We start from the raw sequence: 20,184 nt of genomic DNA, 5'->3' as shown, positions 1-20,184 counted from the left end.
TCGGGCGGTGACACTCGATCGGCGGACAGTCTGGCGTGGCGTGATAGTCATGTACAGACCAATCCGGCAACATGGGCGTGAACTCTCCCGGTCCGCCGCAGGGGCGTGCAGGATGTCGGGGAAGGGAGTCCGGCCCCTGCGGGCCGGCTTCGGCGGACGTGCACGGCCGTGGTGAGAGATGGTGGAGGTAACCGGCGAGGCGTCGGAGAGTCGGGTGTGAGCACGGTGGATCAAGGGGAGTCGGCACGGGGGTCGACGTGCTGTGCGGACGGGCGAAGGCGGTGCAGGGCATGAGTGCAGCCGAGGCTCCGGTACCGGAGCGCGGTGAGCCCGTGCGCGGGCCCGTGCGGCCCGGCGGCCTGCTCGACGTACTCGGCGTGGCGTCGGTGGTGCTCGACACCACCGGCCGGATCGTGCTGTGGAGCCCGCAGGCGGAGGAGCTGTTCGGCTACAGCGCACAGGAGGCCCTCGGCGAGTACGCGGCCCGGCTCATGGTCCACGAGCAGCACTGGGAGCTGGTCGGCCGGCTCTTCGCCGATGTGATGCGCACCGGGCAGAGCTGGGCGGGCGGCTTCCCGGTCCGGCACAAGGACGGCAGCACCCGCCTGGTGGAGTTCCGCAACATGCGGCTGCTGGACGACCGCGGCGAGGTGTACGCACTGGGACTCGCCGCCGACCAGTCGACCGTGCGGCGGCTGGAGCAGGACGTGGCACTGTCCGAGCGCATGGTGAAGCAGTCGCCGATCGGCTACGCCGTCCTGGACACCGCGCTGCGGTACGTCTCGGTCAACCCGGCCCTGGAGAAGATCAACGGGGTGCCGGAGGCCGCGCACGTGGGACGGACCCTGCGCGAAGTGCTCCCCATGCTGAACTCCGAGCCCGTGCTGGCCGACGCCCGGCGGGTGCTGGACACCGGCGTACCCGTGATCGACAACACGCTGGTCGGCCGTACCCCCGCCGATCCGGACGAGGACCACACCTGGGCGCATTCGCTGTACCGGCTCGAGGACGCCATGGGCAATGTGCTCGGTGTCGCGGTCACGGTGGTCGACATCACCGAGCAGCACCGGGCCGCCCTGCAGGCGGAGGCCGCCCGCAGCCGGCTCGCGGTCATCGCCGACGCCTCCGCGCGGATCGGTACGACTCTCGAACTGGACCGCACCGCCTGCGAGTTGGCCGAGATCGCCGTACCGGAACTCGCCGACGTGGCCGCGGTGGACCTGCTGGACTCCGTGGTGGAGGGCCGGCCCAGCACGCTCGGCCCGTCGGAGGCGGCGGTGATCCGGGCCCTCGCGGTGCGCCCGCCGGACGACTCGGACGCTGTACGGGCCGCCGACCCGCCCGGCCGGATCGCCCGCTACGCTTCCGACCGCCTGGTCACCGAGTGCGTGCGCTCAGGCGAGGCGGTGCTGGTGCCGCAGGTGAAGGACGCGGACCTGCCGCGCATCGCCCGCTCCGCCGAGTCGGCCGAACTGCTGGGCCGGGCGGGACTGCACTCGTATCTGGCGGTGCCGCTGATCGCGCGCGGCGAGGTGCTCGGTGCCCTGGATCTCAAACGGACCCGCAATCCCGAGCCGTTCGGCGAGGACGACGTGGTGCTCGCCCGGGAGCTGGCCGCCCGCGCGGCCGTGCAGATCGACAACGCGCGCTGGTACCAGAACGCCCGCAACACCGCCCTCACCCTGCAGCGCAGCCTGCTGCCCAGCCGTCCGCCGGTCACGACCGCCCTGGAGGTGGCCTCCCGCTACCAGCCCGCCGGGGCCACCAGCGAGGTCGGCGGCGACTGGTTCGACGTCATCCCGCTGGAAGGCGGCAAGACCGCGCTCGTGGTGGGCGATGTGATGGGCAGCGGGATCAGCGCGGCCGCGACCATGGGACAGCTGCGCACGGCGACGACCACGCTGGCCGCCCTCGACCTCGATCCGGCGCTGCTGCTGGAGCACCTGGACAAGACGACGTCGGCTCTCGACCACTCGATCGCGACCTGTGTCTACGCCGTCCACGATCCGCATCTGCGCCAGTGCCGGATCGCCAACGCCGGCCATCTGCCGCCGGCCCGGGTCCGCCCGGGCCGGCCGCCGGAACTGCTCGACCTGCCGACCGGGGTGCCGCTGGGCGTCGGCGGGGTGGAGTTCTCCACCGTCACCGTCGACTTCCAGCCCGGCGACGAGCTGGTGTTCTACACCGACGGGCTGGTGGAGACCCGCAGCCACTCCCTGGACGAACGCCTGGACTTCCTGCTGTCCCTGCTCGACGCCCCCGCCCGCGCCCTGGAGGAGACCTGCGACCTCCTGCTGCGCACCCTGCACCACCCCGACAACCACGACGATGTCGCCCTGCTCATCGCCCGGGCGCAGCATCTGCCGTTGTGATCACGGTCGTACGCCGATCACCACGTGCGCGGACAGCTCCTCGGACACCGCCAGACGGGTCGTCAGGCCCGCGTCGGTGAAAGCCCGTACGGCCGCCGGTGCCTGGCGTTCGCTGGTCTCCGTCAGCAGACAGCCGCCCGGCGCGAGCCACTCCGCGGCCCCGGCGGCCACCCGGCGCAGCACGTCCAGGCCGTCCGCGCCGCCGTCCAGGGCGACCCGGGGTTCGTGGTCGCGGGCCTCCGGCGGCAGCAGGGGCAGCTCGGCGGTGGGGACGTAGGGCACGTTGGCGGTGAGGATGCCGACACGGCCGCGCAGGGCGGCGGGCAGCGCGGCGTAGAGGTCGCCGGCGTGGGCCCGGCCGCCGTAGGGGGCAAGGTTGCGCCCGGCACAGCGTACGGCGGCCGGGTCGATGTCGGCGGCGTGCACCTCGGCGCCGTCCAGGGCGGCGGCAAGGGCCGCGCTGAGCGCGCCGGAGCCGCAGCACAGGTCGACGACCACGGTCGCCCGCGGCGCCTGGGCCAGCGCCTGGTCGATCAGGAACTCGGTGCGGCGGCGGGGGACGAACACCCCCGGTTCCACCACGACACGCAGTCCGTGGAACCGGGCCCAGCCGAGGACCTGTTCGAGCGGGAGCCCGGCGACGCGCCGGTCCACCATCGAGGTCACTTCCCCGGCGGTGCGGGCGGTGGCGAGGATCAACTCCGCCTCGTCCTCGGCGAAGACGCACCCGGCGGCACGCAGCGCGGAGACGACGGCGGAAGGGGAGGAAGAGAGTGAGGGCATGGAGGCCGAGAGCCTTTCGGGAGCGCGAGACCGTGCGGGCGCTCCCGCGGTCACCGCTGCCGGTGGACCGCGCCGTTCCGAGGGGAGAGCACCCCGGCTGACACAGCGGTGATGGGTCCCACCTCCTCGGCGATCGGGGCCGCGTCCGTCCGCGACCGGACGGCCACGATACCCCAAGGGCCGTGCACCCGGCGCCGGGCGCGATCGCCCCGCCGGCTGCGTGGAGTTGCGGGAAAAACAGATGACGTCCCGGGCGGCGCGTGGTTACGATCCCCGCGATGACGACTTACGCCTCTCAGCGATTGGGGGTCCCGTCCGCGCAAGGTGAGCGCTGATGCTCCCTTCCACCGCGTACGGGGATTCCCGCCTCTCCTTGTGGCTGCGCGTACGGATGTACGCCGTGCCACCGTCCATGATCGAGCTCGCCACCGGCCGCCGCACGGCCGGCGACTGGGCCGGGGCCTGTGCCGCCGCCCGGATCGACGTCGACCTCGATCTGCGCTCCGTCGCCCGCGCCCACGGCCGGGAGATCGCGGCCCGGCTCCGCGCCGACCTCCGCGCGCTCGCGCCCGACCTGCTGCGCTGGCACATGCCGAGGGTCGCACCCGACGGGCTGCTGCGCCCCGGCCTGACCCTCACCCTGGCCCGGTACGAGCGGCCCGGCCGGGCCGGCCCGCTGCAGCTCGTGGCCCGTACGCCGCCCGCCTGGGCGGACGCCGGCCAGCGGATCAGCCTCGCGCTGTGGGATCCGGCGCGGCCCGAGACCGGTCGGCATCCGCATCCGCATCCGAACCGCCGCTTCCGGCTCGACCTGCACCGGCACCTGTGGGACGCCCGCCGGGCCGGAGAACTACGGGCGCGTTCGGGCGCCGACGGCCCCGCACCACCGGACCACGACCCCCTGGGACTCGCGCCGCCCGGCCTCGGCTGCGCCGTTGACCGCTGGGCGGCCGAGGCCCGCCTCCTGCTGCACGCCGAGGGCCGTCCCGGCACGCCGTTCGCGGTACGGCTCGGCGGTCGCCGCCGGTTGGTGCTGGCGGTGGCCGGGGGCGAGGGGGGCGGCGCCCGGGAGGCGGGCGGGTGCCGGGGTGGGGCCGCACCGGCCGAGGCCGAGCGCCGGTACGGAGCCGAACCGGCCGAGGGCGAACATCGCTGCGGCGCCGGACCGGCCGACGGCGCCCCGGGCTCGGTCCGGGTCGGGGTCGGTGGACACGCGTCCCTCGTCGCGGACGACCGCGGTGCGCCGGGCCTTCGGGTCGTCGGCGAGCTTCCCTCGGGTGGCCCCTCCGCCGTGCCGGTGCTGCCCGACGCGGCGACCTGGATCCCGCCCGACCTCGAACTGCTCCGCGCCGGGCTGCTCACGCCGGAGCGGCTGCATCCGCTGGTCGCCGCCGTGCTGGCCCCCGCTCACCGGGCGGAGGGTGCCCTCCGGGACGCGGACCCGGTGGCGCGGGCGCGGCTCGTGGAGTGCCGGGGGGCCACGCACCGGATCGGTCTGGTCGACGGCGTCCTGGTGCCGCTGGACCACGAACGGGACGAGATCCGGCGCGAGGAGCTGCTGGTCGCGCTCGGCGGACCGCCGTTGCCGTGTCTGCGGGTCATCGACGAGGCGCACCGGCGTCCGGACTGCCTCGCCGGCGTACGGGAACGGCTGGACCACGGTGACACGGACGGCGCCCTGGCCGTGGTCGAGGGGCTGCTGGGTCCCGGTGCGGTACTGCGCGCGGGGCCGCTGAGGGACGAACTGGCGGCGGCCGCCGAGCGCCGCATCGCCTACGGGCTGTACCGGGCCGGTCTGCTCGACGCCGGCCGGGACTCCCTCACCCGGAGCGGCCGCACCACCCGAAATCGACGCCCCACCCGCCGCCAGACCCGCACGGTCACCTTCTTCTGAGCCTCCTTCCTTCCCTCCCAGTGCTTCCGAACCGCCTTGCCCGTCCTGCGACTTCACACCACAGGTGATGCCTTCATGCCTTCGTACGCTTCCACCACTCTGCCCGCAGACCAGCCGGGCGCTCCCCAACTCGCCGTCGCCGACACGTTGTTGACCTTGCTCCGGGACACCACCACCGAACCCCGCGCCGACGTCCAGCTGGAGGCGCTGACGCTGGCCGTGGCCGCCGATCTTCCGGTGCTGCTCTGGGGTGAGCCCGGCATCGGCAAGACGGCGGCGCTGACCCAGCTCGCCACCGCCCTGGACCTGCCGCTCACCACCGTGATCGCGAGTGTGCACGAGCCGTCCGACTTCTCCGGCCTGCCCGTCGTAGGAGACGATCCCGCCGTGCAGGGCGTCCCGATGGCCCCGCCGGACTGGGCGGTGCGGCTCGTGCGGGCCGGGCGGGGGCTGCTGTTCCTGGACGAGCTGTCCACCGCTCCCCCGGCGGTGCAGGCGGCACTGCTGCGGCTGGTGCTGGAGCGGCGGATCGGCGCGCTGCGGCTGCCGCCCGGGGTGCGGATCGTGGCCGCGGCCAACCCGCGTTCCTCGGCGGCCGACGGCTGGGAGCTGAGCCCGCCGCTGGCCAACCGGTTCGTGCATCTGCAGTGGGAGCACGACCACGACGTCGTCGTACGGGGCCTCGGCGGGACCTGGCCGCGGGCGACCCTGCCCGCGCTCGACCCGGAGCGGCTGCCCGGGGCCGTGGCGTTCGCCCGGCGCGCGGTGTGCGAGTTCCTCGTCGCCCGGCCGGGACTCGTCCACCGGCTGCCGAACGGCGAGAGCCGGCGGGGCGGCGCCTGGCCGTCGCCGCGCAGCTGGGAGGCGACGCTGCGGCTGATCGCCTTCGCGACCGCCGCCGGATCCGCCCGGGACGTGCTGTCGCTGCTGGTGCGGGGCACCGTGGGCGACGGTCCGGGGCTGGAGCTGCTGGCGAGTCTGGACCGGATGGATCTGCCCGACCCGGAGACGCTGCTCGCCGACCCGGCGGGTGCCGAGCTGCCCGAGCGCGGGGATCTGCGGCAGGCCGTGCTGGACGGCGTGGTGGCCGCGGTCCGCAGGCGTCCGGAGCGCGCCCGCTGGGACGCGGCCTGGGCGTTGCTGGTGCGGGCGATGGAGACCGGGGCCCCGGACGTGGTGGTCGTCCCGGCGACCACGCTGGCCTCCCTGCGCCGGGAGGACTGGGACGTACCGGCGGCGATCGAACGGCTCGCCGGGGCGGTGTCGTTGTCCCGGCGGGCCGACGCGGCCGCCCGCCTGGCAGCGGGCACCGCGGGGGCGCGCCCATGACGGCGGACGCGCCCGGCGCGCTGGACCTCGGCAAGCTCTTCGCCGCGCGGCTGCACGCGGCCCGCGCCCGGCCGTACCTGGCGACGGCGCTGTTCGCGCTGCGGCCGGTGGAGTCGCGGGCGGTGCCGACGATGGGGGTCGACCGGTACTGGCGCTGTTATGTGTCCCCGGCGTTCGTGGACCGCACACCGCCGGCGGAGCTGGCCGCGGTGTGGGTGCACGAGGTGTCTCACCTGCTGCGCGACCATCACGGGCGCAGCGAGCGGTATGCCCGCGAGCACCGGCTGACCGGTCCCGCGGAGCGCTTGCGGATGAACATCGCCGCGGACTGCGAGATCAACGACGACGTGTACGGCGACGGGCTGGCGCATCCCGAGGACTGCGTGACGCCGCACCGACTGGGGCTTCGCGAAGGCGAGTTGATGGAGGACTACCTGCGGCAGTTCCGGCTCGGGCCGGACCTGGAGCGCCTGGCCTGGCTGGACTGCGGTAGCGGCGCCGACGGGCTGGACCGGGGGTGGGAGCTGGGTCCGGACGGCGCGCACGGGCTGAGCGAGCAGGAGCGGGACGCGATCCGGTTCCGGGTGGCGCAGGGCATCAAGGGCGCTCCGGGGAGCGCCCCGCAGGGCTGGCGGCGCTGGGCGGAGGAGGTGCTCCATCCGCCGCAGCCGTGGCGCCAGTTGCTGGGCTCGGCGCTCCGCTCGGCGATCTCCGGACCGGGTGCGGGTGAGGACTACCACTACGGCCGTCCGGCCCGGCGTTCGGCCGGGCTGCCCCGGGTCGTCCTGCCGAGTCTGCGGCGCCGGCCGCCTCGGGTGTGCGTGGTCGTCGACACCTCGGGGTCGGTCAGTGACGCCGAACTGGGCAGCGCGCTGCTGGAGGTGGCCGCGATCAGCCGGGCCGTGGGCGGCCGCCGGGACCTGGTCTCCGTGCTGTCCTGCGACGCCGCGGCCCAGACGGTGCAGCCGGTGTGCCGGACGGAGGGCATCGAGCTGGTGGGCGGCGGCGGGACGGATCTGCGCACCGGGTTCGCCCGTGCGCTGCGGACGCGCCCCGACGTGGTGGTGGTCCTGACCGACGGGCAGACTCCGTGGCCCGCGGAGCGGCCGGCCTGCCGAACGGTGGTGGGGCTGTTCCCGCGGACCGGCGGGTCGTACGACGAGAACGATCCCGCTTACCGGCCGGACGCACCGCCGGCGTGGGCGCGGGTGGTGACGATCGGGTCGGCGACGGGATGAGGTGACCGGCGTGCGGGGATCGACGTGCGGGGATCGACTGCCGGCAGGGAGCCCCGCCCGTCCCCGGGCGCGCTCCCTGTCCCTGGCCGGTATCGGGTCAGACGCCGACCGTCTCCTCGACCTCTTCCTCGACCTCTTCCTCGATCTGTGCCTCGGTCTTCTCCTCGACCGACCGCGCGGGGGCCGGCACGGCGGCCGGCTGCGGGGCGGGCTCGGCGTGGCCGGCCGCGTGCCGGGCCTTTCGGGGGCGCTCGTACAGGGCCGCGCTGCCGGTCACCACCAGGCCCACCAGCAGCCAGACCACGAGGGTCCACGCATGGCGCGCAAGGCCGTCGTCGCCGAAGTACAGCAGGCTGCGGATGCCCTCGACGAAGCCGGCGCCGTTCCAGAAGGCGTGCAGGGCGCCGAAGAAGCCGTTCTGCAGCTCGGGGCGGAACAACCCGCCGGAGCTGGTGAAGTTGAGCATCACGAACAGCACCATCATGGTGAGCGTGGTCCACCGCTTGAGGAAGGTGTGCAGGCCGACGCCGATGAAGAGGATGCCGGCCGAGTACAGCCAGGCCATGCCCCACACACCCGCGAGGTCGTGGTGCGCGAGGTGGAAGACCGGTCCGGCGAGCAGCGCACCGATGCCGCTGACCACGGCGGAGACGCCGAGCGCGAGCAGCGCCCGCACCCGCATGGCGAGACCGGCGCCCGCGGCGCCGAGGGCGGCGACCGAGGCGTAGGAGCCGATGCTGAGAGCGATCAGCAGGAAGAACAGGCCCTGCCCGGTGGGGTCGTCGGCGACCGGCGCGGCCACGTCGGTGACCTTCAGCGGCACGCCCTCCTTGGCGGCGACCGGCGTGAAGACCTTCTCCACGGCCGTCGCACCCATGTCGGAGGCGGCGCTCGCCACCAGCAGCTCGGGCGTGTGTGCGCTCGGCACATAGGCGCCGGTCACATCGCGGGACGTGAGCAGGTCGACGGCCTCGGCGCGGGTGGCGACCGTGCGGACGTCGAGCTTGTCCCCGGCGGTGTCCTTGACCGTCTGGGCGAACACCTTCGCCTGCGGGGTGGTGCCGACGACGGCGACGGGCAGGTGGTGCGGCTCGGGGGTGACGAAGGCACCCATGTACGCGAGCCCCATGCCTATGCACATCAGCAGCGGGGTGATCAGGTGCGTGAGCACATGGCGCAGCGCCGGTGACCTCATCGCGGGCGACCTCCAAAGGTTGGCTTATACAACTTCCACTCCAAGTTGTACTATACAACTAGAACGCCGGAGGAGGTATTCCTGTGAGCGCAGCGGAGTCGGCCGTCGAGACGATCCAGCGCGAGATGACCATCTTCGCCCGCCGGGCCCGTGCCTCGGCGGGCCGCATGCATCCCGAGCTGTCGCTGGTGTCGTACACCCTGCTCGGCCATCTGGAGGAGCGCGACAGCTGCCGGGCGACGGACCTCGCGGCGCACTACGCGCTCGACAAGTCCACGGTCAGCCGCCAGGTGTCCGCGCTGGAGCGGGCTGGACTGATCGAGCGCCGCCTGGACCCGGAGGACCACCGGGTCCAGGTGCTGCATCTGACAGAGGCGGGCCGGGAGATCCTCGCCCAGGTCACCCGCAGCCGTCGGGCCGCGTTCCGCGAGCGCCTCGCGGACTGGCCGGAGGAGGATCTGGTGCGCTTCGCGGCCTACCTGGAGCGGTACAACACGGATCCGGGCGAGACGGGGTCCGCCTGATTCGCCTGACCGGCCTGGCCCCCGGCCCCGGCGGCCCCGGCGCCCGTCCCGGCCCCGCACCCGCGCCGGTCCCGAGGTCATGAGGGCGCGGGCGCGCCCCCGCGTGTGGTGGTCACGCCACCGGTACCGCGGTCCGGTCGTCCGTCAGCCGCTCCGGGGCGCGGGCCGCGAGGAAGGCCGTACGGCGGCGCAGCCGGAAGCCCAGGGACTCGTACAGCCGGATGGCGTTCGTGTTGTGGGCACCGGTGTGCAGGAACGGTGTCTCGCCACGCTCCCGTATGCCGTGCGCGACCGCGCGGATCAGCCGGGTGGCGAGGCCCTCGCCGCGGACGGCCGGGTCGGTGCAGACCGCGCTGATCTCGGTCCAGCCCGGTGGGTGCAGCCGCTCCCCCGCCATGGCGACCAGCGCCCCGCCATGCCGGATCCCCAGGTAGGTGCCGAGTTCGATGGTGCGGGGCTCGAAGGGGCCGGGCTGGGTGCGGGCCACGAGGTCGAGCATCTCGGGGACGTCCGCCGGGCCGAGGCGCACCGCCTCCGCGTCCGGTGCGGCGACCAGTCCGTCGTCGACGAGCTGCACGCCCTCGACCCGGAAGGTGATCTCCCAGCCGTCCGGCACCTCACCCCGGTAACCCGGCAGCGGGATCTCCGCGCCGGGGCCGGCCAGCGCGGCCAGGTCCGCCCAGTCCCGTGCGTCCGGTGCGTCGGGCAGCGCCAGCCACGGCGACACGTCGACGGGATAGCGCAGCACCCGGCCGCGCCGCTCGGCGAAATGCGCGTGCGGGCCGGTGAGCGAGGCCAGCGCGGGGTTGTCGAGGACGTGCGGGGCGTCCGCGGCGGTCCGCTCGCCGGCGCCCGTGCCCGTTATGCCGCTCACACGGCCACCTCGATCACGATCTTGCCGAGGGCGTGCCCGTCCTCCACGGCGCGCAGCGCCGCGCCTGCCTCCTCCAGCGGGAAGACCCGGCTGACGTGCGGATTCAGCGCGCCGCGCACGGCGAGGTCGGCCACCGCCTGAAGGACGGCGGCGGTGCGGGCGCGCTGGACGCGGTCGCCGCCGAGCGCGGCGACGGTCTCCTGCCGGGAGCCGGCGGTGACCAGCTTGCCGCGGTCCTTGAGCAGCTCGGCGGCCTCGGTGAGCACCGGGCCTCCCACCAGGTCGTACACCCCGTCGATGCCGTCGCGGGCGACGGCCCGCACCCGCTCGGCCAGTTCGGACCCGGAGGACACGTGCACCGCGCCGAGGGACTCCACGAAGTCCTTCTTCCCCTCGCCGGCCACGCCCACGACGCGCAGTCCGAAGGCGCGGGCGATCTGCACGACCGCGGTGCCGACCCCGCCGCCCGCGCCCGTGACCAGCAGGGTCGCTCCCCCGGGCAGGCCGAGCTGGCGGACACCGTCGTACGCGGTGGCGGCGGCGACCGGGAGGGTGGCGGCGTCACGGAAGGACAGCGCGGCGGGTTTGTGAGCGGTCACGTCGGCGGTGAGCAGGGCGTACTCGGCGTATCCGCCCTGGGCGGTGCTGCCGAACACCTCGTCGCCGGCGGCGAAGCCGGAGACTCCCGCACCGACCTCCGCCACGACGCCGGCCGCCTCGCTGCCGAAGACCGTGGGAAAGACCTGATCGCCCTCGTCGGGGCGGCGGAAGCCCTGGCGCAGCTTCCAGTCGACGGGATTGACGCCGGCCGCGCGGACCGCGATCAGGATCTCGCCGGGGCCGGGGCTCGGGCGGTCCAGGTCGATCAGCGCCTCGGTCTCCGGTCCCCCGTGCCGCGTGTAGACGTACGCCTTGGGCATGCTCACTCCTCGCTGCTCTCGCGCTGCCACCGGTGTACCGGTGCCGGCATCGAGCGCAAAGGAGAAGCGCCGCAGAGCTATTCCCCTGGTCCGAAAGAGTTCATACGGGCGCAACGATCGGGCCGTGACCAGAGCCGTCATCGAGTCGGTGACCAGGGACGGAGCACCCGCGAGGACAGCGTACGGTTGAAGGATGAACGTCACGCGAGGCTTCACGGGCCGCCCGCGCGTCCACCATCCGGGGCTGCCGCCCGGGCAGTACGACGCGGGCGAGGACTGGCCCGTCCTGTCCGCCGAGGTCACGCCCGACCTCGCGGCGGCCGACTGGTCCTTCCGCATCGACGGCCTGGTCGAACGGCCGCACACCTGGGACTGGGACACCGCGCACGCGTTGCCGGCGTCGGCGTACGCCGGTGACATCCACTGTGTCACCGGCTGGTCGAAGTTCGGTGTGCGTTTCGGCGGCGTCTCGCTGGACGCGTTCCTTCATGTGGTGCGGCCCCATGTGTCCGCCACCCATGTGATCGCCGCCTCTCATACGGGCTACACCACCAATCTGCCGCTCGCCGACCTCACCGGCGGGCAGGCCTGGATCGTCTGGGAGTACGACGGGAAGCCGTTGCCGTCCGAGCACGGCGGCCCGGCGCGACTGCTGGTACCCCATCTGTACTTCTGGAAGAGCGCCAAGTGGATCGCGGGCCTCACGCTGCTCGACCACGACGAGGCGGGCTTCTGGGAGCGCAACGGCTACCACGAGCGCGGCAACCCCTGGGAGGAACAGCGGTACTCCGGTGACTGACACGGTGCGGACGACCGACCGACGGTTCGCGGTGCCCGGGCGCATCGCGGTGAGCGAGCAGGCGGCTGCGGTGTGGCAGACCGCCACACTGACGGAGATCCGGCGCGAGACGCCGCACGCGGCCACCTTCCGGCTGGCGGTGCCGGACTGGGCGGGGCATCTGCCCGGCCAGCACCTGATGCTGCGACTGACCGCGCCGGACGGCTATGTGGCGCAGCGCCACTACTCGATCGCCTCGGCGCCGGACGACTCCGGGCACATCGAGCTGACCCTGGATCAGGTGCCGGACGGGGAGGTCTCCGGCTGGTTCCACACGGTGGCCCGCCCCGGTGACACGGTGGAGGTGCGCGGGCCGCTCAGCGGTTTCTTCGCCTGGCCGGGCGACCGGCCCGCGCTGCTGCTCGGCGCCGGCTCCGGGATCGTCCCGCTCATGTCGATGGTGCGGCACCACCGCGGGCGCGGCCTCACGGTGCCGCTGCGCATGCTGGTGTCCGCGCGCAGCCCCGAGGAGCTGATCTACGGGTCCGAGCTGGGCGCGGAGACGACGCCCGTCTTCACCCGCAGCGCCCCACCGGGGGTGCCGGTGGGCCGTCTGACGGCCGCACATGTGGCGCCGCTCCTGGCCGAGCGGCCTTCCGGTGGGTGGGAGGCCTATGTGTGCGGATCCAACGGTTTCGCCGAACACGCGTCCCGGCTGCTGGTGGCCGCGGGTCAGCCGGTGGACCGGATCCGTATCGAGCGCTTCGGCTGACCCCGCGTCGCGCGCCGGGGTCGGTCGCGTGATCGTGGGGCGCGTGGCGCGTTTCCGCGCTCCAGGTGGGCTTGAACTAGCGGTTCGCCGTGTGGGCCAGGTGCTCCGTACGGGGTACGAGACGTGTGTGGACGCTCGTGTGCGTGAGCGGTGGGGGTGAGGGGCCGGGCGGACCGGTTCTTCGGCTCTCCGGCTCCGACGGTGCGAGGAGGTGGGCATGCGTACCCGGGTGCGCGGCTGGCGCTGGCAGCGCAATCCGCTGCGGCGCCGCTCGGATGTCGTCGAGGCCTGGACGGTGCTGATCGTCGCCGTCCTCTTGTTCGTCGTCACGCCGCTGGTGGGCGTGGCTGCCGGGCTCCACGCCCATGACCATGCCCGGACCGTCGCGGCCGCGCAGCGGGCCGAGCGCCACCAGGTGCGCGCGCTGGTGATCGGCGACCGGCCCGAGCGGGTGTCCGCCGTGCAGAGCGACCGCGAGCACCCGTACCGCGCCCGGGTCCGCTGGACCGAGCCCGGCAAGGGGACCCGTACGGCGTGGGCCCGGGTGCCGGCGGGGACCCGGGCCGGGGACACGGTCACCGTGTGGTTCGACACCCGCGGCCGCGGTGTCGGGCCGCCACCGGACCGCGCGACGGTCCTGCAGCACGCGGTGACCGTCGGGGTGTCCGCGGCGGGTGCCGCGGCGGCCGTCGTACTCCTCGGACACGCCGTCGAGCGCCGGATCGCGCTGCGGCACCGGCTCGCGGAGTGGGAGCGGGAGTGGGAGCGGACGGGACCGAGGTGGACCCAGCCCCAGGCGTGAGGGGGCACCGCCCGCACCGAGACAGCAACCGCTTGCTGGCCAGTTCTCCGACGACCCACGTACGGTGAGCCGACGCTGTTTCCTTCGCAAAGGCGGTTGTTGATGGCCCTGTTCGACCTTCCCCTCGACGAGCTCCGCGCACACCGCAGCGAGTCCACCGAGCCGGAGGACTTCGACGCCTTCTGGGACAAGACCCTGGAGGAGGCGCGCGAGCACGAGCTGGACGCCCGTTTCGAACCGGTGGACACGGGGCTGTCCACGGTCCAGGTGTACGACGTGACGTTCGCCGGGTTCGGCGGCCATCCGGTCAAGGGGTGGCTGCTGCTGCCGGCCGGCGCGAGCGAACCCCTGCCGCTGGTGGTGGAGTTCATCGGCTACGGCGGCGGGCGCGGGCTCCCGCACGAGCATCTGCTGTGGGCGTCGACCGGCCGGGCGCACTTCGTGATGGACACGCGCGGCCAGGGCAGCGCGTGGGGCGGCGGCGGTGGCACGGCGGACCCGGTGGGCGCGGCACCGGCGTACCCCGGCTTCATGACGCGCGGCATCGACGCGCCCGAGAGCTACTACTACCGCCGGGTGTTCACGGACGCCGTACGCGCCGTCGAGGCGGCCCGGGCGCACCCGCTGACCGACGCGGCGCGCACGGTGGCGCTCGGCGCGAGTCAGGGCGGCGGCATCGCTCTGGCCGTCGGCGCGCTGGTGCCCGACCTCGTCGCGGTGGCGCCGGACGTGCCGTTCCTGTGCGACTTCCCGCGCGCGACGATCCTGACGGACCGTCATCCGTACCGCGAGATCGGCCTGTTCCTCAAGACGCACCGCGGCCGCTCGGCGGAGGTGCAGCGCACGCTGGCGTACTTCGACGGGGTGCACTTCGCGGCGCGGGGCCGGGCGCCGGCGCTGTTCTCGGCGGCGCTGGAGGACCAGACCTGCCCGCCGTCGACGGTGTTCGCCGCCTTCAACGCCTGGGCGCACGAGGACAAGGCGATCGAGGTCTACGACTTCAACGACCACGAGGGCGGCGGTCCCTTCCACGAGGCGGAGAAGGTCCGCTGGCTGCGGTCGTACACCTGAGGTGACGGGCGTGGGCGCGGACCGGGCCACCGCTCCGCGCACAGGGCCGGTTCGCCGAAGTCGGGGCAGGTGTGGGTGGGTTTCGGCCGAAACCGCAGGGCGCTCTTCCCTCGTGGTTTAGACCAATGCTAATTGTGGTCGCGCAATGAGCCCGCACGGCTACGTCTTGTCACCACAGGAGGCGCGGCATGGCCCGCACCACCCCGCACGAACCCGCACCGAGCGACGACCGGCCGCTGTACGGACGGATCGCGGCGCTGCTGCTCGACGAACTGCGCGACGGCACCATTCCGCCCGGCGAACGGCTGCCGGGCGAACGGCACTTGGCCGCGCACTTCCAGGTCAGCCGGGAGACCGTCCGGCAGGCGCTGGAGGTGCTGCGGCGCGGCGGCATGGTCGCCACCGACCGGCGGGGCAGCCATGCCGCACTGCCCGCCCCGCCGGTCGGAGCCCAGGGGACGCCGGCCTTCCCGCTGGGCGCCCGCCCGGCGGACCCGTCCACGGTCGACCGGGCCACGGTGACCTGGGAGGCGCCGCCACCGGAGCATGCGCAGGCGCTGGGCCTGGCTCCGCTCCGGCCGACCCTGGTGCACCGTTACCGGGCGTCCACGCCGGACGGCCGGTCACTGCGGACGGCGCTGACGTCGTTCTCGGCGGTGGCGCTGGCCGAGGTCGCGGAGCTGGCCCGGTACCGGGGCCGGGCGGACGGTGCCACTCCGGCGCAGCTGCGGCGGGCCTACGACTGGATGCGAAAGGCCGGTCTGTGTCTGCACCACCGCGACTCCATCAGTCAGCTGGACGGCGCCTCCTCGGTACGGGTGACCCGGCGCGTCCACGACCAGTACGCCCGGCCGCTGGAGATCACCGATCTGGTGGTGGACGCCGAACGGGACGCCTTGGTCTACGAGTTCACGCTGCCCGCGGCGGGCTGAGTCCGCCGGGCCACCACCAGCCGGGCCCGTGGGCTGCCGTCGCCGCGCCGCCCGCACTCGGGCAGGGCGTACAGCTCGACGGCGAACCCCGCACGCTCCAACTCTCCCAGTACGGCCCCGAGTCGGAAGGTCCGGTAGTACATGACGAACGGCGGCCGCCACAGCATGTTGCGCACCCGCATCACCGCGTCGAAGCCGAGCAGCATCCAGAAACCGGCCCGTGTCGGAGGGGGCGGGGCGAGCACCGGGAAGGCGAACCGGCCTCCCGGCCGCAGGACGGAGTGGACCTGCGCGAACAGCCCCGGCAGCTCCCGCGGCAGGAAGTGACCGAACGCCCCGAAGGACACCACGAGATCGAAGGCGGCCCGCAGCGGCAGGGCACGGGCGTCACCGCGCACCCAGGCGACCCCGGGCCCGCCGGCGGGCCGCACCCGGTGCCGGGCGACGTCGAGCATGCCCGCGCTGAAGTCGACCCCGGTGACGCTGCGCCGGCACAGTCCGGTGAGCACCTCGGCGCCCGCACCCGTGCCGCAGCACAGGTCGAGCCCGTCCTCGAAGGGGCCGAGCGGCGCGAGCGCCTTCGCCACGGACTCCAGCACGTCGTCGGGCGTACGGAACGGCGTGTGGTCGAACTTCGGGGCGAGCAGGTCGTAGCCGCGCTCGACGGACGACAGCGCCTGTACGGCGAGTTCACGCAGGCCGGGGCCTTCTGGACCGAACATCTGCTCAGCCTAGAGCCACTCGCTGCCGCAGCACCGTGAGGACCCGGTCGCACCAGCGCAGGTTCTCCTCCTCGAAGGCGATCCCCGCCATGAGCGTGAGATAAGGGCCGATACGGTCGGCGTCGCGGAGGTACGCGTCCTCGGTGCGGCCGTCGAGGAGGCGGCTCCGCACCCGGCGGTAGCGGTCGAGCTTGCCCTGGGCCCAGCCCCTGCGCTCCTCGATCAGCGCGCGGGTGACCTCGGGGTCACCGCCGTCCATCGCCTGGATCTTGATGAGGAGTTCGTCGCGGACGGCCGTGGGCCGCTTCGGGGGCTCGGCGGCGAACGCGCCCAGCTCGGCCCGGCCGGCCTCGGTGAGCGTGAACATCCGCTTGTTCGGCCGCCGCTCCTGCTGCACCGTCCGAGCCTGCACCAGCCCGTCCTGGGCGAGGCGCTCCAGCTCCCGGTAGAGCTGCTGCGGGGTGGCCGGCCAGAAGTTCGCGAGCGAGACGTCGAACGCCTTCGACAGCTCGTATCCCGAGGCCTCGCCCTCCAGCAGGGCGGCCAGGACGGCGTACTTGAGCGACATGTGGACAGGCTAGCAGCCGTTGATTAATCTCATCCGCACCTATTCAATTAATTGACTATGCGAGGTGGTCCGATGCACGCGTTCCGCAGGGCGGTCGAGGCCGGGGACATCGACGCCGTCGAGGCGCTGCTGGCCGAGGACGTCGTCTTCACCAGCCCGGTCGTCTTCAAGCCGTACCCGGGCAAGGCGATCACCGCGGCGATCCTGCGCGCGGTCTCCCAGGTCTTCGAGGACTTCCGGTACGTCCGTGAGATCGGCGACCCGGCCGGCCCCGACCACGCGCTGGTCTTCACGGCCCGGGTGGGCGACCGCGAGCTGACCGGCTGCGACTTCATCCATGTGAACGAGGACGGCCTGATCGACGACCTCATGGTCATGGTCCGCCCGCTGTCCGGCGCGCACGCGCTCGCCGAGGCCATGGGTGCGCGGTTCGACGACATCGTGAAGGAGGCGGAGGCGCGGTCGGCGATGCCCAGCTCGTAGAAGGTGGACGGTCGGCGCATGACTGCCAGGTCCCTTGTCCCCTGCCGCCGGAGTGTTCGTATGGCTGGTATACGGCTCAGGCTCCCCGGTTGCCGACGGGTACGGGCCGCACCGGCAGCGCGCGCACGCTGTTGCCGACGAATCCGGCATGCGGTGCCAAGTCTGCTTCGTCGGCGGCGAGTTCGAGACCGGGGAACCGGGTGAAGAGGCGCTCCAGCGCGATACCGGCCTCCAGCCGGGCCAGCGGCGCGCCCAGACAGTAGTGCGCGCCGTGCCCGAGGGAGAGATGGCGTACGGCGTCGGGCCGGGCGGGGCGGGTGACGTCGAAGCGGTCGGCGTCGGGTCCGTGCGCGGCCGGGTCGCGGCCCGCGGCGGAGTAGCCGGCGAGCACGGGGGTGCCGGCGGGTATCGGCGTGCCGTCGACGGTCAGGTCGCGCACCGGGTAGCGGAACGGGAAGTAGCTGACCGGTGCGTCCCAGCGCAGCGTCTCCTCCACCACGTCGGCCCAGCTCGCCCCGCCCGCGCGCACCAGGTCGAGCTGGTCGCGGTGGGCGCACAGCGCGCGTACCGCGTTGGTGATCAGGTTGAGGGTGGTCTCGTGCCCGGCGATGATCATCAGCAGGAGGGTGCCGGTCAGTTCCTGGTCGCCGAGCCGGTCGCCACCCTCGTCCCGGACGGCGATGAGCGCGCTGGTGAGGTCGTCGGCGGGCTGCGCGGTCTTCGCCGCCGCGATCTCGCCGAGCACCGCCACGAGCTCGCGGTTGGCGGCGATGGTCTGCTCCGGTGTGGTGTCGGTGGCCACGACCTGATTGCTCAGGTGGTGCAGTCGGTCGCGGAACTCCACGTCCACGCCCAGGAGTTCGCAGATGACGCCCATGGGCAGGGGCAGGGCGAAGTGCCGCCGCAGATCGGCGACACCGTCTCCGGCCGCCGCGGCGCCGGCCAGGTTGTCCAGCAGCTCCGCAGTCAACTGCTCGATTCGAGGCCGCAGTTGCTCCACCCGGCGCGGAGTGAAAGCACGACCGGCCAGGGACCGCAACCGCCGGTGATTCTCGCCGTCGGCGGTCGTCATGCCCTGCACGGTGGCGAAGGTGAGCAGGGGCCAGCCCGCGGGGATCCGCCCCTCCCGCAGATCGGTGAAGTGCCGTGCGTTCTTGGCGACTTCGGGATGCTGGAGGAACTCCTTCAGCGCCTCGTGCCCGAGTACGGCCATCCCCTCGATCCCGCCGGGCAGTTCGACCGCGGCCACCGCGCCCTCGGCCAGCAGGCGCGCGTTGACGGCGTGCGGGCAGCCACCGGCGGGGTCCAGACGGTAAGGAGGTCGGACGGGGGAGGTTTCCACGGGGTCTCCTGACGGTCACGCGGATCGGGCGGGAGCAGCGAATCTGGGCGGGAGCAGCCCATCGGGCGGGAATAGACGCGGACGCCATCATGTTGACCCAACCGGATGCACGGGTATAGTGCGATCAGCGCATGTGCGTGTCCCGTCGTTGGGACACCGGTGTCGCCTTCTTCTCCATCAGCCCCTCGGCCGAGGCTTCCGACCGGCCCGGGCTTCTTCTCTGCACCACCTCGTGACCAGGGCGTTCCCGCCATACCCGAGGTGCCGTTCCCGCCGCCCGGAGGCAGCTGTCACCGCCTCCCGCTCGCGGCCTCTCCCCCCTTCCCACTCTCCTCCTCCGTCCGTGAAAGGACTTCCCACCATGACCACCACACTCGAACACCCTCCCGTGGTCCAGCAGGCCCCGGCCGCCCGGCTCGTCACCGGTGTCCTCGACATCGACGCGCACGGGAAGGGGCATCTGCGGGCCGCGAGCCTCCTCCCCTCGCCCGCGGATCCGCAGGTCCCGCCGGCGCTCATCCGGCGCCACGGGCTACGCAAGGGCGACCTCGTCGAGGGCGTCCGGGGCGCCCAGCGCGCCCTGACCGAGGTCACGCGCGTCGAAGGCCGCGACCCGGCGGATCCGCGCGGCCGGCGCCACTTCCGAGACCTCACCCCGCTCCACCCGCACGACCGCATCCGCCTCGAACACCCCGCGTCCGGACCGGCCGGACGCGTCGCCGATCTCTTCGCGCCGGTCGGCAAGGGCCAGCGCGGACTCATCGTGGCCCCGCCGAAGAGCGGCAAGACGGTGCTGCTCCAGCAGCTCGCCGCCGCCGTGGCCGGCAACCACCCCGAGTGCCGGCTGATGGTCCTGCTGCTGGACGAGCGCCCCGAGGAGGTCACCGAGATGCGCCGCTCGGTGCGCGGCGAGGTGTACGCCTCGACGTTCGACCGGGCGCCCAAGGAGCACATCGCCCTCGCCGAGCTGGTCGTCGAGCGGGCCAAGCGCCTGGTGGAGGCCGGTGAGGACGTCGTGATCCTGCTGGACTCGCTGACCCGGTTGTGCCGGGCGCACAACAACGCCTCCGCCGCCGGAGGCCGCACCCTGAGCGGCGGTGTCGACGCGGGCGCGCTGCTCGGCCCGAAGCGGTTCTTCGGCGCCGCCCGCCAGGCCGAGGAGGGCGGCTCGCTGACCATCCTCGCCACCGCTCTGGTGGACACCGGCTCCCGCGCCGACGGCTACTACTTCGAGGAGCTGAAGAGCACCGGCAACATGGAGCTGCGCCTCGACCGGGAAGCCGCCGCCCGGCGTCTCTTCCCGGCCATGGACCTCGACGCCACCGGCACCCGCCGCGAGGAGCTGCTGCTCACCCCGGCCGAGTTGACGGCCGTACACGGTCTGCGCCGGGTGCTGCGCTCCCGTGAGGGCGGTCCGTCCGGTCTGGAGACGCTCCTGGAGCGGCTGCGCTCCACCCCCGACAACGCCGCGTTCCTGCGGCAGGTCCGGCCCACCCTGCCCACCCTGCCCACCGGCTGACCCTCTCCCCACAGGGGAGTTCGGGCATTCGGGTTGCCCGCGTGGGCCGAACGGCCCTCACAGCGC

At 73.6% G+C, this 20,184-nt stretch carries 19 protein-coding genes; 12 read left to right on the top strand and 7 right to left on the bottom strand.

The window, feature by feature from the left end; genetic code table 11:
* Window positions 1-290: 290 nt before the first annotated feature.
* On the top strand, window positions 291-2,372 hold the full coding sequence (locus AB5L52_RS39750) for a SpoIIE family protein phosphatase (protein ID WP_351018798.1): 2,082 nt from the start codon (window positions 291-293) through the stop codon (window positions 2,370-2,372).
* Here AB5L52_RS39750 and AB5L52_RS39745 read toward each other — a convergent pair whose 3' ends face one another.
* Window positions 2,373-3,155, bottom strand: a complete 783-nt coding sequence (locus AB5L52_RS39745; RefSeq protein WP_369368113.1) for a putative protein N(5)-glutamine methyltransferase — start codon at window positions 3,153-3,155, stop codon at window positions 2,373-2,375. It abuts the gene before it with no gap.
* A gap of 334 nt (window positions 3,156-3,489) precedes the next feature.
* Between AB5L52_RS39745 and AB5L52_RS39740 the strand changes: the two genes are divergently transcribed.
* From AB5L52_RS39740 to AB5L52_RS39730, 3 genes are all read left to right on the top strand, one after another.
* Window positions 3,490-5,049, top strand: coding sequence for a hypothetical protein (locus AB5L52_RS39740; RefSeq protein WP_369368112.1), 1,560 nt, complete (start codon window positions 3,490-3,492; stop codon window positions 5,047-5,049).
* Between the two features lie 75 nt (window positions 5,050-5,124).
* The gene (locus AB5L52_RS39735) at window positions 5,125-6,378 is read left to right on the top strand and encodes an AAA family ATPase (RefSeq protein WP_369368111.1); all 1,254 of its coding nucleotides are present in this window, start codon (window positions 5,125-5,127) and stop codon (window positions 6,376-6,378) included.
* On the top strand, window positions 6,375-7,616 hold the full coding sequence (locus AB5L52_RS39730) for a VWA-like domain-containing protein (RefSeq protein WP_369368110.1): 1,242 nt from the start codon (window positions 6,375-6,377) through the stop codon (window positions 7,614-7,616). The genes AB5L52_RS39735 and AB5L52_RS39730 overlap by 4 nt, the downstream gene beginning before the upstream one ends.
* Window positions 7,617-7,713: 97 nt before the next feature.
* Here AB5L52_RS39730 and AB5L52_RS39725 read toward each other — a convergent pair whose 3' ends face one another.
* Window positions 7,714-8,811, bottom strand: coding sequence for a hypothetical protein (locus tag AB5L52_RS39725; RefSeq protein ID WP_369368109.1), 1,098 nt, complete (start codon window positions 8,809-8,811; stop codon window positions 7,714-7,716).
* A gap of 125 nt (window positions 8,812-8,936) precedes the next feature.
* Here AB5L52_RS39725 and AB5L52_RS39720 point away from each other — a divergent pair, with 125 nt between their 5' ends.
* The gene (locus tag AB5L52_RS39720) at window positions 8,937-9,335 is read left to right on the top strand and encodes a MarR family winged helix-turn-helix transcriptional regulator (RefSeq protein WP_351019462.1); all 399 of its coding nucleotides are present in this window, start codon (window positions 8,937-8,939) and stop codon (window positions 9,333-9,335) included.
* Between the two features lie 112 nt (window positions 9,336-9,447).
* On the opposite strand, the gene AB5L52_RS39715 is transcribed toward AB5L52_RS39720, so the two are convergent.
* On the bottom strand, window positions 9,448-10,200 hold the full coding sequence (locus tag AB5L52_RS39715; protein ID WP_351019464.1) for a GNAT family N-acetyltransferase: 753 nt from the start codon (window positions 10,198-10,200) through the stop codon (window positions 9,448-9,450).
* A 5-nt stretch (window positions 10,201-10,205) separates the two neighbouring features.
* Window positions 10,206-11,129 (bottom strand): NADP-dependent oxidoreductase, encoded by a 924-nt coding sequence (locus AB5L52_RS39710; RefSeq protein ID WP_369368108.1) that lies wholly within the window; start codon window positions 11,127-11,129, stop codon window positions 10,206-10,208.
* A 193-nt stretch (window positions 11,130-11,322) separates the two neighbouring features.
* On the opposite strand from AB5L52_RS39710, the gene AB5L52_RS39705 reads away from it, so the two are divergent.
* The 5 genes from AB5L52_RS39705 to AB5L52_RS39685 all read left to right on the top strand — a co-directional run bounded on the left by AB5L52_RS39705 (window position 11,323) and on the right by AB5L52_RS39685 (window position 15,484).
* Window positions 11,323-11,928: a sulfite oxidase-like oxidoreductase gene (locus AB5L52_RS39705; RefSeq protein ID WP_369368107.1), complete on the top strand. Its 606-nt coding sequence runs from the start codon at window positions 11,323-11,325 to the stop codon at window positions 11,926-11,928.
* The gene (locus AB5L52_RS39700) at window positions 11,921-12,679 is read left to right on the top strand and encodes a ferredoxin reductase (RefSeq protein WP_351018821.1); all 759 of its coding nucleotides are present in this window, start codon (window positions 11,921-11,923) and stop codon (window positions 12,677-12,679) included. Before AB5L52_RS39705 ends, AB5L52_RS39700 begins: the two co-directional genes overlap by 8 nt.
* Before the next feature lie 217 nt (window positions 12,680-12,896).
* Window positions 12,897-13,481 (top strand): DUF3592 domain-containing protein, encoded by a 585-nt coding sequence (locus AB5L52_RS39695; RefSeq protein WP_351018823.1) that lies wholly within the window; start codon window positions 12,897-12,899, stop codon window positions 13,479-13,481.
* A 102-nt stretch (window positions 13,482-13,583) separates the two neighbouring features.
* A complete protein-coding gene (locus AB5L52_RS39690) occupies window positions 13,584-14,552 on the top strand; it encodes an acetylxylan esterase (protein WP_369368106.1) in 969 nt (322 codons plus the stop codon).
* Window positions 14,553-14,740: 188 nt separating this feature from the next.
* Window positions 14,741-15,484, top strand: a complete 744-nt coding sequence (locus AB5L52_RS39685; protein WP_369368105.1) for a GntR family transcriptional regulator — start codon at window positions 14,741-14,743, stop codon at window positions 15,482-15,484.
* Here AB5L52_RS39685 and AB5L52_RS39680 read toward each other — a convergent pair.
* Both AB5L52_RS39680 and AB5L52_RS39675 read right to left on the bottom strand, forming a co-directional pair.
* Window positions 15,454-16,206 carry a class I SAM-dependent methyltransferase gene (locus AB5L52_RS39680; RefSeq protein WP_369368104.1) on the bottom strand — a complete coding sequence of 251 codons (753 nt, stop codon included), beginning with the start codon at window positions 16,204-16,206 and terminating at the stop codon, window positions 15,454-15,456. The genes AB5L52_RS39685 and AB5L52_RS39680 overlap by 31 nt on opposite strands.
* A 4-nt stretch (window positions 16,207-16,210) precedes the next feature.
* On the bottom strand, window positions 16,211-16,774 hold the full coding sequence (locus AB5L52_RS39675) for a PadR family transcriptional regulator (protein ID WP_369368103.1): 564 nt from the start codon (window positions 16,772-16,774) through the stop codon (window positions 16,211-16,213).
* A gap of 72 nt (window positions 16,775-16,846) precedes the next feature.
* On the opposite strand from AB5L52_RS39675, the gene AB5L52_RS39670 reads away from it, so the two are divergent.
* Window positions 16,847-17,257 carry a nuclear transport factor 2 family protein gene (locus AB5L52_RS39670; protein WP_351562746.1) on the top strand — a complete coding sequence of 137 codons (411 nt, stop codon included), beginning with the start codon at window positions 16,847-16,849 and terminating at the stop codon, window positions 17,255-17,257.
* 76 nt (window positions 17,258-17,333) lie between these two features.
* Here the strand turns inward: AB5L52_RS39670 and AB5L52_RS39665 are convergent, their stop codons facing one another.
* Window positions 17,334-18,599, bottom strand: a complete 1,266-nt coding sequence (locus AB5L52_RS39665; RefSeq protein ID WP_369368102.1) for a cytochrome P450 — start codon at window positions 18,597-18,599, stop codon at window positions 17,334-17,336.
* Window positions 18,600-18,960: 361 nt separating this feature from the next.
* Between AB5L52_RS39665 and rho the strand changes: the two genes are divergently transcribed.
* Window positions 18,961-20,118: a transcription termination factor Rho gene (gene rho, locus AB5L52_RS39660; RefSeq protein WP_369368101.1), complete on the top strand. Its 1,158-nt coding sequence runs from the start codon at window positions 18,961-18,963 to the stop codon at window positions 20,116-20,118.
* The last annotated feature ends 66 nt before the right edge of the window (window positions 20,119-20,184 follow it).

The sequence above is a fragment of the Streptomyces sp. CG4 genome, assembly GCF_041080655.1.
Classification (GTDB): domain Bacteria; phylum Actinomycetota; class Actinomycetes; order Streptomycetales; family Streptomycetaceae; genus Streptomyces.
This window is presented reverse-complemented; position numbering and strand designations above follow the sequence as displayed.